This window comes from Burkholderia sp. Bp9090 (assembly GCF_003857985.1).
In the GTDB taxonomy this organism is placed as follows: domain Bacteria; phylum Pseudomonadota; class Gammaproteobacteria; order Burkholderiales; family Burkholderiaceae; genus Burkholderia.
On sequence record NZ_QTPV01000060.1, the window covers coordinates 1 to 11,658 of the forward strand.

Here is an 11,658-nt window from a genome sequence, read left to right on the forward strand (position 1 = left end):
GTGTAGCCCACGCACGCGCAGACGACGGCGGCGATGCCAAGGCCGATCGTCAGCGTCGCGACGTTGCCGAGTCCGGGAAAGTGGTTCTGCAGCACGGTGATCGCCGACAGGGCGACCATCGCGCCGATCATCAGCACGTCGCCGTGCGCGAAGTTGATGATGCCGAGAATGCCGTACACCATCGTGTAACCCAACGCGATGATGGCGTACACACTGCCGAGCACCAGCCCGTTGAGGATCTGCTGGACGAAAATATCCATTTAAAGCTCCTTGGCCCATGCTGCCGGAGGACGTTGCGCCCCGCGGGTAAGCGAGGAATCGCGCCTTCTCGGCGACACTGCGGGTACTAGTCGATACCGGTAAGGGTGGATCGCCCCGGCGCGCGCCGCCCGGCCTGTACGGCCGGACCTGCCGCCGGAACGGATACAGAAACGACACCGCACTGTTCCGGTGCCATCATGAGTCCCGTCGCTAAATCGTCACGACATCGAGGACGGTGTACTTGGCCTCCTTGAAGTCGTAGGGCAGCGTGCCGCAACGGCCGGTGTCCGGTTGCCCGAACGCCATGCCTTTTTCCGTCCGGGCCGGGGCGAACCCCGCGTCCGGGCAGATCAGGTTCCGCGCCGCGTCGCCCGCGGGCTCGACCACCTTGACGGCGCACATGCCGATGTCGCCAAGGGTTTGCGCTCCGATGCCGGACGCCGTCGCCTGCGGTGCAAGCGGGCCGTCCGCCGCCGCCCGCGCGGCGCCCGAACCGGCATCGCGAAGGTGGCGCCCGACTTTCGTCAGGACTGCGTCGGAATCCGTGAAACGAAGCAGACCGCCCGCCGCGACGCAATGGGTCGCGGCGACACGCTGTTTCGTCGAATCGAAATGAAAGGGAATCAGTGACATCTGCACGTCGCCTGCGTTGCCCCGAAACCCGGGCGCCCGCCGTGCGGCGCGCCCTGCTGCTGCCGCATCATGGCCGGCGGCTCGTTGTCGGGCAATCAGCTTGCCCGTCGCCCGGTCGATGGCAGCGCCGCCGGCGCGTGCTGCCCGCCGTGCCGAATGCATGCCGATCTTCGGGCCCTGCGCGTTGAATTCCTCGATCGCCAAACGTGCCCCGTTGTCCTTGTCACTGTCCGATTGCGCAATGCGGCACACCGACCGCGCCGCACGACCGGGTCCGGCAGCGCGCACGTCGCTGGCCGCCGGTACTGCGGGTGCCGCAGTCTCCCTGCCCGCCTCGTCGTCGCTCTTTTTGCTACAGCCGGCAAGCATTGCAACCGGTGCGGCGACGGACATGGCGTCAGCCAACTTCACATGCATCGAGTAGGTCTCCCGCGCCTTGCCAAAACCCGATTTCAAAGCCATTCCGGCCTGAAAACGGGCGCATTGTAACTCCATTTATAGGCCGCCAATAATCCTGATTCGATGGGGTTTTCCTGCATTGCAACCAATTTTGAGAAGCGGCTACGCGCAGCGATAGCAACCGGGTTGCACCATTGCTGTGAACAATGGTTGCATCTCGTTTTCGCGACGCAAAAAAAAGCGCGCCGGGAGGCGCGCTTCGGGGGTATCGCAGGTGCGATGCGGCAATCAGGCGGCGGGCGGCAGGTTGAGCCCGCGCGGCAGCGGAAACGACACGTTTTCCTCGATGCCGTCGAGGGCGCGGACATTGCGCACGCCGAGCTCGCGCAGCCGCGCGATCACGGCCTGGGCGAGCACTTCCGGCGCCGATGCGCCGGCCGTCACGCCGATGCGGCGCTTGCCCGCGACCCAGGCCGGATCGATCTGGTCGGGTGCGTCGACCATGTACGCGGCCACGCCGCGCTTCTCGGCCACTTCGCGCAGGCGGCTCGAATTCGAGCTGTTCGGGCTGCCGACGACGATCACGACGTCGCACTGCGGCGCCATGAACTTCACCGCATCCTGGCGGTTCTGCGTCGCGTAGCAGATGTCCTGCTTCTTCGGCTCGCGGATCTTCGGATACTTCGCCTTCAGCGCGCCGATAATCTCGGCCGCGTCGTCGACGGACAGCGTCGTCTGCGTGACGAGCGCGATGCGCTCGGGATCGGCGAGTGCGAGCTTCTGCACGTCCTCGACGCTTTCGACGAGATGCATGCCGCGCTCGACCTGCCCCATCGTGCCTTCGACTTCCGGGTGGCCCTTGTGGCCGATCATCACGATGTCGACGCCGTCCTGGCGCATCTTCGCCACTTCGACGTGCACCTTCGTGACGAGCGGGCAGGTTGCGTCGTAAATACGCAACCCGCGCACGTCCGCCTCGTCGCGCACGGCCTTCGACACGCCGTGCGCGCTGAAGATCACGGTGTTGCCGGCCGGCACTTCCTCGAGTTCCTCGACGAAGATCGCGCCTTTCTTCTTCAGATCCTCGACCACGTACTTGTTGTGGACGATCTCGTGACGGACGTAGATCGGCGCACCGTGCATCGCGATCGCGCGCTCGACGATCTCGATTGCGCGATCGACCCCGGCGCAGAAGCCGCGCGGCTGGGCCAGCAGGATTTCGGCATCGGCGGCGACGGTCTGCCCGGACAGCGTATCGGTGGTGCTCATGATTACAGGATTCCGATGATTTTCACTTCGAACGTGAGCGCTTGGCCCGCGAGCGGATGATTGAAGTCGAACAGCGCCGAGGTTTCGCTGACTTCCTTCAGCACCCCTGCATAGCGGCCGCCGTCCGGCGCGTTGAATTCGATCAGCTCGCCCGGCGTGAAATCGTCGCCGACCATCCCGTTCTCGCGCAGCGTCGACAGCGTCACGCGCTGGAGCATGTCGGGATTGCGGGGACCGAACCCCTGCTCGGGCGTTAGCTGAAAAGTCGAATGGTCACCGACCCTGAGCCCGAGCAGAATCTGTTCCAGCGAGGGCGCCAGTTGCCCGGCGCCGAGCAGCAGCGTGGCGGGCTTGTCGGAGAAGGTGTTGACGATATCGGCGCCGTCGGCCAGTGCCAGCCGGTAATGCAGCGTGACATGGGAACCGGGCTTCACTTCGGATAGATCGATGATGCTCATGAATGACTCGTGTTCGTCGGCGCCCGAACTGGCCGAAAGGCCCGGCGCAAAACCAATATTGTAAGTCACCTGAGCGCGCAAGGCTGAAAGTGCGACGACGTCGCGCACACGGCCGCCGCCAATGGAGTTTCGATCATGCCGTCATCCTCTCTCGCCGTCGTGCCGGCCGAATGCCGCGACACCGCAGACCCACCGGCCGCTGCGCCGGGCCGCGTCGTCCCGATCCACCTGCGCAAGCGCCGCCCGGCCGACTGGCGCCCCGAGCGGCCGCGCGAACGGCTGCTGGAGCGCGGGCCCGCCGCGCTGACCGACGACGAGCTGATCGCGCTGCTGCTCGGCACGGGCAAGCCCGGGCATGATGTGTTCGTCACCGCCCGCGCGCTGGTCAGGCAGTTCGGCACGTTGCGCGGCCTGCTCGAGGCGACCTCCGGCGACTTCGAGATGCACCCCGGCATCGGTCCCGCGCGCTCCGCACGGCTCGTCGCGGTCACCAAGATCGCGCGGCGCATGCTGGAGGAGAAGGCGCACGCGCGCCTGCAGATCGATTCGCCCGGCGCCGTCGAGGATTGCCTGCGGCTGAAGATCGGCTCGCGCCCGCACGAAGTATTCATTGCGGTGTACCTCGACGCCCGCAACGGCCTGATCGACATGGAGGAAATCACGCGCGGCTCGCTGACGCGCATGGCCGTCTATCCGCGCGAGGTCGTGCGCCGCGCGCTGCAGCAGAACGCCGCAGCGCTGATCGTCGCGCACAATCATCCGTCGGGCGCGGTCCAGCCGAGCGCGGAGGACCGCCGCCTGACGCGGGTGCTGAAAGACGCGCTCGAACTCGTCGACGTGCGGCTGCTCGATCACGTCGTCGTCGGCACCAGCGATACATTTTCGTTCGCGCGCGCCGGTTGGCTGTAGACTGTGGCCCGGCAACCCGCCCCACGGGCGCCGCAACGACGATGCGAAATTGGGTTTGATTTTTCTGAACTTTTTCTGCTAGAATCGTCGTCTGTCTTTTTTCCAACCAGTTCTAGCCATCGAAGGGCCTTGTCTTTACAGGCTTCGGCGTTCTGAGTGCAGCCATGGATCACGTGGCAGTACGATGGAACCTTCATCGGCGATCGAACCCCGAATTTAGCGTATTAGGAGTGCTCTCATGGCACGCGTATGCCAAGTAACTGGGAAAGCGCCGATGAGCGGCAACAACGTTTCCCACGCCAACAACAAGACGAAGCGCCGCTTCCTGCCGAACCTGCAAAACCGCCGGTTCTGGGTGGAGAGCGAAAACCGCTGGGTGCGCCTGCGCGTCTCGAACGCCGGCCTGCGCCTGATCGACAAGAACGGCATCGATTCCGTGCTCGCTGACCTGCGCGCACGCGGCGAAGCCTAAGCCCAAGGAGCACAATCATGGCAAAAGGCGCACGCGACAAGATCAAGCTTGAGTCGACCGCTGGTACGGGTCACTTCTACACGACCACGAAGAACAAGCGCAACATGCCGGAAAAGATGGCGATCAAGAAGTTCGATCCCGTCGTCCGCAAGCATGTGGAATACAAAGAAACCAAGATCAAGTAATCTCCGGTTTCTGCCAGCCTGACGGCGACCGAAAAGCCCCGCACATGCGGGGCTTTTTGTTTTGCGCGGTTTCGCGCGCACGCTCGGGCCCGACGCGGTATGCTCTCCCCTTTCCGCGGCCAAGGTCGACGGAACGCACAAGATCTAAAGCGTAACGATGGAGATGCAGCATGAAATTCGACGTGGCGATCGTCGGCAGCGGCCTGGCAGGGCTGTCGGTCGCACTCAACCTGGCCAGCACGCGACGTGTCGCGCTGATCGCGAAACGTTCGATGATGGAGGGGGCAAGCGATAACGCGCAAGGCGGCATCGCGGCCGTCCTCGATTCGGCGGACAGCATCGAGAACCACGTCGACGACACGCTGGTCGCCGGCGGCGGGCTGTGCGACGAAGGCGCGACGCGCTACATCGTCGAGCATGGCCGCGAAGCGATCGAATGGCTGATCTCCCAGGGCGTGCCGTTCACGAAGGACGATGCGGCCGAACTTGGTTTCCACCTGACGCGCGAAGGCGGCCACAGCCACCGCCGGATCATCCACGCGGCCGACGCGACCGGCCATGCGGTGCTCGCGACGCTGTCCGACCGCGCACGCCAGCATCCGAACATCACGTTCTTCGAAAACCACCATGCGATCGACCTGATCACGTCGGACCGGCTCGGGCTGCCCGGGCGCCGCTGTCACGGGCTGTATGCGCTCGACGTCGACAACGACCGCACGATCACGATCGAGGCGCCGCACACGGTGCTCGCGACCGGCGGCGCCGGCAAGGTCTACCTGTACACGACGAACCCCGACACCGCGACCGGCGACGGCATCGCGATGGCGTGGCGCGCGGGCTGCCGCGTGTCGAACATGGAATTCATCCAGTTCCACCCGACCTGCCTGTTCCATCCGTATGCGAAGTCGTTCCTGATTTCGGAGGCCGTGCGCGGCGAAGGCGGCCTGCTCAAGCTACCGGACGGCACGCGCTTCATGCCCGCACACGATCCGCGCGCGGAACTCGCGCCGCGCGACATCGTCGCGCGCGCGATCGACTTCGAGATCAAGAAGCGCGGGATCGACTGCGTGTATCTCGACATCAGCCACCAGCCGGAAGCGTTCCTGCGCGAGCACTTCCCGACGATCCATGCGCGCTGCCTCGAATTCGGCATCGACATCGCGAAGCAGCCGATTCCGGTCGTGCCGGCCGCGCACTACACGTGCGGCGGCGTCGTCACCGATCTCGCGGGGCGCACCGATCTCGCGGGCCTGTATGCGGTCGGCGAGACGTCGTACACGGGGCTGCACGGCGCGAACCGGCTCGCGAGCAATTCGCTGCTCGAATGCCTCGTGATCGGCCGCGCGGCGGCCGAGGCGATCGAAGCGGCCGGCTTCGACGCTGCAACGCCGGCCAAGCTGCCCGCATGGGACGAAAGCCGCGTGTCGGATGCGGACGAGGAAGTCGTCGTCGCGCACAACTGGGACGAACTGCGCCGGCTGATGTGGAACTATGTCGGCATCGTGCGCACCGACAAGCGTCTCGAGCGCGCGAAGCACCGCTTGTCGCTGCTGCGCGACGAGATCCACGAGTACTACGCGAACTTCCGCGTGACGCGCGACCTGCTCGAGCTGCGCAATCTCGTCGACGTCGCGACGCTGATCGTGAAGAGCGCGTACTCGCGCCGGGAAAGCCGTGGGCTGCACTACAGCCGCGACTGGCCGCACACGCTGCCGAAGGCGCTGCCGAGCGTGCTCACGCCCCGCTCGCGCCGCTGACCGGTACGCCCTTCCCGGCTGCCGCCGCACAAAAAAAGCCGCTGGCGTCATGCGCGCCAGCGGCTTTTTTCGTCAGACGGTATGTCGCGCGGTCAGTCGACGATCCGCATCGAGTAGTCGGTCGCGCGCACGTCCTTCGTCAGCGCGCCGATCGAGATACGGTCGACGCCCGTCTCCGCGAACGTGCGCACCGTATCGAAATTGACGCCGCCCGACACTTCGAGCACGGCCTTGCCGGACGCGATGCGCACTGCCTCGCGCATCATGTCGAGCGTGAAGTTGTCGAGCAGCACCGACTGCGCGCCATGCGCGAGCGCCGTGTCGAGCTGCGCGAGCGTCTCGACTTCGACCTGCACCGGCACGCCCGATTCGAGCGCGAACGCCGCATCGAGCGCTTCGCCGACACCGCCGGCAGCCGCGATATGGTTTTCCTTGATCAGGATGCCGTCGTACAGCGCCAGACGCTGGTTCTCGCCGCCGCCGACCCGCACCGCGTACTTCTGCGCGAGCCGCAGGCCCGGCAGCGTCTTGCGCGTATCGAGGATCTTCGTGCGCGTGCCTTCGACGCGATCGACGTAACGACGCGTCGCGCTCGCGACGCCCGACAGCAGCTGCAGGAAGTTCAGTCCGTTGCGCTCGGCCGTCAACAGCGCGCGCGCCGGCCCTTCGAGTTCGCAGACGGTCGAATCCGGCGCCATCCGGTCGCCTTCGCGATAGCGCCACTGCACGACGATCGACGGATCGATTCGCGCGATGACGGCCTCGAACCACGGCACGCCGCACAACACGGCTTCCTCGCGCACGATGATGCGCGCACGGCGCCGCTCGCCGGCCGGCACGAGCCGCCCGGTCTGGTCGCCGGTGCCGACGTCTTCGGCGATCGCATCGGCGACGTTGCGCGCGATCGCTTCGTCGAACGCCGCGCCGTATTGTGCGCGGACGGCTTCGAACAGCGGAGAGACTGCGCCGGTCATGCAGCCCCCACGTTCGCGAACAGTTGCTGATCGCGCTGCAGATCGCCGCTCGCTTGCACGCGCTTCTTGTGCGCCGCGGCGAAATCGAGCATCCGGTCGATCGGCAGACGCGCGCGCGCGCCGATCGCCGGATCGACGAAGATCTCGTTGTGACCGCGCTCGAGCACGTCGGCGAGGTTCGCGAGGCCGTTCATCGCCATCCACGGGCAATGCGCGCAGCTCTTGCAGGTCGCGCTGTTGCCGGCCGTGGGCGCGGCGATGAAGGTCTTGCCGGGCGCCGCGAGCTGCATCTTGTGCAGGATGCCGAGGTCGGTCGCGACGATGAAGTGCGTCGCGTCGAGCTTCACGGCGGCATCGATCAGCTGCGTCGTCGAGCCGACGACGTCCGCCTGCGCGACGACGTTTTCCGGCGACTCCGGATGCACGAGCACCTTCGCGTCCGGATATTCGGCACGCAGCAGGTCGAGCTCGATGCCCTTGAATTCGTCGTGGACGAGGCACGAACCCTGCCACAGCAGCATGTCCGCGCCGGTTTTCTTCTGGATGTAGCTGCCGAGATGGCGATCGGGTGCCCAGATGATCTTCTCGCCCCGCGCGTGCAGGTCCGCGACAATTTCGAGGCCGATCGACGACGTGACCATCCAGTCCGCGCGGGCCTTCACGGCGGCGCTGGTGTTCGCGTAGACGACGACGGTGCGGTCGGGATGCGCATCGCAGAACGCGGAGAATTCGTCGACCGGGCAACCGAGATCGAGCGAGCAGGTCGCGTCGAGATCGGGCATCAGTACGCGTTTGCCGGGGCTCAGGATCTTCGCGGTTTCGCCCATGAAACGCACGCCGGCGACGACGAGCGTCTGCGCGTCGTGGTCGCGGCCGAAACGGGCCATTTCGAGCGAATCGGCGACGCAGCCGCCGGTTTCGTCCGCCAGTTCCTGCAGCTCGGCATCCACGTAGTAGTGAGCGACGAGCACGGCCTTTTCACGTGCGAGCAGCGCCTTGATGCGCGCCTTCAGTGCGGCGCGTTCTTCGGCAGACGGCGCCTCGGGCACTTTGGCCCACGCCTGGCCTACCCCACAGACGGTTCCCGCCGAGACCGGCCGGTCGTACTCGACGGGTTTGATCGTCGATTGCATCTCCATATCTCCTGTCGACCCGAGTTAGCGCTTTAGCGCTTACTCGGGTCCCATGCTTCGCGGTCGACCCGAGTTAGCGCTTTAGCGCTTACTCGGGTCCCATGCTTCGCGGTCGGCCAGAGTTAGTGCTTTAGCACTTACTCTGGCCCCATGCTTCGCGGTCGGCCAGAGTTAGCGCTTTAGCGCTTACTCGGCCCCATGCTTCGCGGTCGGCCCGAGTTGGCACTTTAGCGCTTTTGCTCCAGCGCCATCCCTGCGCTCGCTCCGGGGCGCCACGTCAGCGCTGCCCCGAGCCTCATACGAATTCCGGCGCTTCCGGTCGCCCTTCGAAAACCGGCCGCCCAAATGAAAAAACCCCGCCAACGCGGGGTTTGTGACGTCCTGAGATTCTAATCGATTTCGAATCAGGCGTAGCGACGCAGGCGCGTCGCGAATTCCTGCAGCGCCTTGATGCCGCTTTGTTCCGCGCGATGGCACCAATCCTGCAATTGCGCGAGCAGCTGTTCGCGCGAAGCGGTCGAGCGATCCCAGATCGCGGCCAGATCCTGGCGCAGCTGGAAGTACGTGTGCAGCTTCTGGCTGTTCGCGAAGATCTCCGGCAGCAGCTTCTTCTGCGGTTCGTCGAGGCCGTCGGCGTCCTTGTGGAACCACTTGCGCGCGCCGCGCATCAGCTGGTACTTCTCGCCGCCGATTTCCTTCAGGTGCGCGAGCTCTTGGCGGTACGCACGCTTCACGGCCTTGCCGTAGCGCGCCATCACTTCGTAGCGGTTCGACAGCACGGCCTGCAGCGTTTCCTGGTCGAGCACCGTCTTCGGCTTGTTCAGGCGCGGCGTCGGTGCAACCTTCTTCACCTTCGCGAGACCGAATGCCGACATGATGCGGATGTACATCCAGCCGATGTCGAACTCGTACCACTTGTTCGACAGCTTCGCCGACGTCGCGAACGTGTGGTGGTTGTTGTGCAGCTCTTCGCCGCCGATCACGATGCCCCACGGGAACAGGTTCGTGCTCGCATCGGCCGAGTTGAAGTTGCGGTAGCCCCAGAAATGGCCGAAGCCGTTCACGACACCCGCGGCCCAGAACGGAATCCAGACCATCTGCACGGCCCACACGGTCAGGCCGAGCACGCCGAACAGCGCGACGTCGATCACCATCATCAGGCTCACGCCGAGGATCGGGTACTTCGAGTACACGTTGCGCTCGATCCAGTCATTCGGCGTGCCGTGGCTGAACTTGCGCATCGTTTCTTCGTTCTTCGCTTCCGCGCGATACAGCTCGGCGCCTTCGAGGAACACCTTCCAGATGCCGCGCGTCTGCGGGCTGTGCGGATCTTCCTCGGTTTCGCACTTCGCGTGGTGCTTGCGATGGATCGCGGCCCACTGGCCCGTCAGCATGCCGGTCGTCATCCACAGCCAGGCGCGGAAGAAGTGACTCGCGATCGGGTGCAGCTCCAGCGCGCGGTGCGCCTGGCAGCGGTGCAGGTAGACCGTCACGCCGATGATCGTGACGTGCGTGACGGCAAGCGCGAACAGCGCGACCTGCCACCACGAAAAGCGCAGGAGCCCGTGGGAAAGAAAATCGAGCAGGGAATTCAACAAGGCAGTTACCTGTGGTGAGAGCGATGCCGGCGCAGGCCGGCGTCATAAAAATGAAAGCATACCGCGTGTAGACCGGAATTTTACTTCAACCGTTCCAAGTCTTTGTAAAAAATGAATATTCTCTTGTCTTGACGCAACGCAAACAGTCCATCGGCGGACCGGGAAAGGCGCGCGATCCGGTTCTGGCCGCAGGCCCCGCCCGATTCGCGCCGTCGGCCGCATCTACGCGGCCGACGCCCGCCCGTCCACCGATCGGCCATCGGCCACGGGCACGCCCTCGGCGACCACGCCGGTCGCGGCGAACCCCTCCGGCAAACCGACCACGCGCACTTCGCGCTGCGGGAACGGAATCGAGATCCCGTGCTCGCCGAACAGCCGCCAGATGTTGCGGTTCACGGACGAACGCACGCCCGACGTGCCCTTCGCCGCATCCTCGATCCAGAAGCCGAGCTCCAGGTCGATCCCGTCCGCGCCGAAGCTGACCAGATACGGCGTCGGCGCCGGCTCCGCGAGCACGCGCGGCACGCCCTTCGCGGCTTCCGCGAGCACCGCGAGCGCCTGCTCGACGTCGCTGGTATAAGCAATCTGCACGGCAACCTTCGCGTAGCCGCGCGTCAGGTACGACGACTGATTCTGCACGACGTCGGTGATCAGCTTCTCGTTCGGGATCAGCGTCTCGTTGCCGTCGAGGCCGCGCACGACCGTATAGCGCGTGCGGATCTGCGTGACGACGCCCTGGAGCCCGCCGACGCTGATCGCGTCGCCGAGCCGCAGCGAACGGTCGAGCAGGATGATGAAGCCCGACACGTAGTTGCTGGCGATCTTCTGCAGCCCGAAGCCGAGGCCGACACCGACCGCGCCGCCGAACACGCCGAGCACCGTCACATCGATGCCGACGAGCGACAGCCCGATCAGGATCGCCGCGAACACGAGCAGCGCGCGGCCGATCCGCGACATCACGACCTTCAGGTTCGCGTCGAGCGTGGTGGCGCGCGCGAGGCGCTCCTCGAGCACCGAGCCGAGCCACATCGCGACCATCAGCGTCACGCACACCCACAGCGCGCCGGAGATCACCGACAGCAGCGTGAGGTGCGCATTCGCGACGCGGAACTGCACGCTGTCGAGCCACGCGATCACGTCGCGCTGGATCCCGAGCACCGTCAGCACCATCGCCGCCCACACGATCACCGACACGATCTTCTCGACGATCGACAGCCACGCATGCGTGTGGCCGTCGCGGGCGAACACGCGCCGCGCGAAGAAGAACAGCACGTAGATCAGCCCGATGCCGAACAGCGGCACGAGCGCGAGCGACAGCAGCGACGTCGACATGAACGGGTCGAACCCGAGCTGCGCGGCCAGCACGAACAACCCGCCGAACAGCGGGAACAGCGCGCGCTTCAGGCTCTGCGCCCCGGCGCCCGGCATCCGGCCGGCGGCGCGCCGGCGCGCGTCGATGCGGCCGTGCACGAACCGCGCGGCAACCCATGCAAAACACAGCGCGCCGACGAGGATCGCCGCCTGCCAGATCATTACCGGCTGGTTGAAGTCGCGGATCACCGACGCGAGCCGGTGCGACAGCAGGCGGTTCTGCAGATTCTCCATCGTCC

12 protein-coding genes are annotated in these 11,658 nt (G+C 65.6%); 4 read left to right on the top strand and 8 right to left on the bottom strand.

Annotated features, from left to right (window positions below):
* The 4 genes from DIE16_RS33435 to DIE16_RS33450 all read right to left on the bottom strand — a co-directional run.
* The coding region (locus DIE16_RS33435; RefSeq protein ID WP_409364473.1) for an ABC transporter permease subunit at positions 1–260 on the bottom strand (260 nt) is incomplete at its 3' end.
* 211 nt (positions 261–471) lie between these two features.
* The gene (locus DIE16_RS33440; RefSeq protein WP_124666094.1) at positions 472–1,311 is read right to left on the bottom strand and encodes a branched-chain amino acid ABC transporter; all 840 of its coding nucleotides are present in this window, start codon (positions 1,309–1,311) and stop codon (positions 472–474) included.
* Between the two features lie 270 nt (positions 1,312–1,581).
* The gene (ispH, locus tag DIE16_RS33445; protein ID WP_044845600.1) at positions 1,582–2,562 is read right to left on the bottom strand and encodes a 4-hydroxy-3-methylbut-2-enyl diphosphate reductase; all 981 of its coding nucleotides are present in this window, start codon (positions 2,560–2,562) and stop codon (positions 1,582–1,584) included.
* Between the two features lie 2 nt (positions 2,563–2,564).
* Positions 2,565–3,020: a peptidylprolyl isomerase gene (locus tag DIE16_RS33450; protein ID WP_044845599.1), complete on the bottom strand. Its 456-nt coding sequence runs from the start codon at positions 3,018–3,020 to the stop codon at positions 2,565–2,567.
* A 135-nt stretch (positions 3,021–3,155) separates the two neighbouring features.
* Here DIE16_RS33450 and radC point away from each other — a divergent pair, with 135 nt between their 5' ends.
* The 4 genes from radC to nadB all read left to right on the top strand — a co-directional run bounded on the left by radC (position 3,156) and on the right by nadB (position 6,343).
* Positions 3,156–3,929 carry a RadC family protein gene (gene radC / locus DIE16_RS33455; protein ID WP_124894229.1) on the top strand — a complete coding sequence of 258 codons (774 nt, stop codon included), beginning with the start codon at positions 3,156–3,158 and terminating at the stop codon, positions 3,927–3,929.
* 238 nt (positions 3,930–4,167) lie between these two features.
* Positions 4,168–4,401 (top strand): 50S ribosomal protein L28, encoded by a 234-nt coding sequence (gene rpmB / locus DIE16_RS33460; RefSeq protein WP_004186391.1) that lies wholly within the window; start codon positions 4,168–4,170, stop codon positions 4,399–4,401.
* Between the two features lie 17 nt (positions 4,402–4,418).
* A complete protein-coding gene (gene rpmG, locus DIE16_RS33465) occupies positions 4,419–4,586 on the top strand; it encodes a 50S ribosomal protein L33 (RefSeq protein WP_006478046.1) in 168 nt (55 codons plus the stop codon).
* 170 nt (positions 4,587–4,756) lie between these two features.
* On the top strand, positions 4,757–6,343 hold the full coding sequence (nadB, locus tag DIE16_RS33470; RefSeq protein ID WP_044845597.1) for an L-aspartate oxidase: 1,587 nt from the start codon (positions 4,757–4,759) through the stop codon (positions 6,341–6,343).
* A gap of 92 nt (positions 6,344–6,435) precedes the next feature.
* On the opposite strand, the gene nadC is transcribed toward nadB, so the two are convergent.
* The 4 genes from nadC to DIE16_RS33490 all read right to left on the bottom strand — a co-directional run bounded on the left by nadC (position 6,436) and on the right by DIE16_RS33490 (position 11,653).
* Positions 6,436–7,317, bottom strand: coding sequence for a carboxylating nicotinate-nucleotide diphosphorylase (gene nadC / locus DIE16_RS33475; RefSeq protein WP_124523875.1), 882 nt, complete (start codon positions 7,315–7,317; stop codon positions 6,436–6,438).
* Positions 7,314–8,450, bottom strand: a complete 1,137-nt coding sequence (gene nadA, locus DIE16_RS33480; protein WP_044845643.1) for a quinolinate synthase NadA — start codon at positions 8,448–8,450, stop codon at positions 7,314–7,316. Before nadA ends, nadC begins: the two co-directional genes overlap by 4 nt.
* Before the next feature lie 404 nt (positions 8,451–8,854).
* Positions 8,855–10,048 carry an acyl-CoA desaturase gene (locus DIE16_RS33485; protein WP_044845595.1) on the bottom strand — a complete coding sequence of 398 codons (1,194 nt, stop codon included), beginning with the start codon at positions 10,046–10,048 and terminating at the stop codon, positions 8,855–8,857.
* Positions 10,049–10,270: 222 nt separating this feature from the next.
* Positions 10,271–11,653, bottom strand: coding sequence for a mechanosensitive ion channel family protein (locus DIE16_RS33490; RefSeq protein ID WP_124894230.1), 1,383 nt, complete (start codon positions 11,651–11,653; stop codon positions 10,271–10,273).
* Positions 11,654–11,658: the final 5 nt, after the last annotated feature.

Excerpts from the sequence above, each read along its gene's own strand:
- DIE16_RS33440 (WP_124666094.1), bottom strand. The coding sequence starts at position 1,311 with ATGCATGTGAAGTTGGCTGACGCCATGTCCGTCGCCGCACCGGTTGCA.
- radC (WP_124894229.1), top strand. The coding sequence starts at position 3,156 with ATGCCGTCATCCTCTCTCGCCGTCGTGCCGGCCGAATGCCGCGACACC.
- rpmB (WP_004186391.1), top strand. The coding sequence starts at position 4,168 with ATGGCACGCGTATGCCAAGTAACTGGGAAAGCGCCGATGAGCGGCAAC.
- nadA (WP_044845643.1), bottom strand. The coding sequence starts at position 8,450 with ATGCAATCGACGATCAAACCCGTCGAGTACGACCGGCCGGTCTCGGCG.
- rpmG (WP_006478046.1), top strand. The coding sequence starts at position 4,419 with ATGGCAAAAGGCGCACGCGACAAGATCAAGCTTGAGTCGACCGCTGGT.
- nadC (WP_124523875.1), bottom strand. The coding sequence starts at position 7,317 with ATGACCGGCGCAGTCTCTCCGCTGTTCGAAGCCGTCCGCGCACAATAC.
- DIE16_RS33490 (WP_124894230.1), bottom strand. The coding sequence starts at position 11,653 with ATGGAGAATCTGCAGAACCGCCTGCTGTCGCACCGGCTCGCGTCGGTG.
- ispH (WP_044845600.1), bottom strand. The coding sequence starts at position 2,562 with ATGAGCACCACCGATACGCTGTCCGGGCAGACCGTCGCCGCCGATGCC.
- DIE16_RS33450 (WP_044845599.1), bottom strand. The coding sequence starts at position 3,020 with ATGAGCATCATCGATCTATCCGAAGTGAAGCCCGGTTCCCATGTCACG.
- nadB (WP_044845597.1), top strand. The coding sequence starts at position 4,757 with ATGAAATTCGACGTGGCGATCGTCGGCAGCGGCCTGGCAGGGCTGTCG.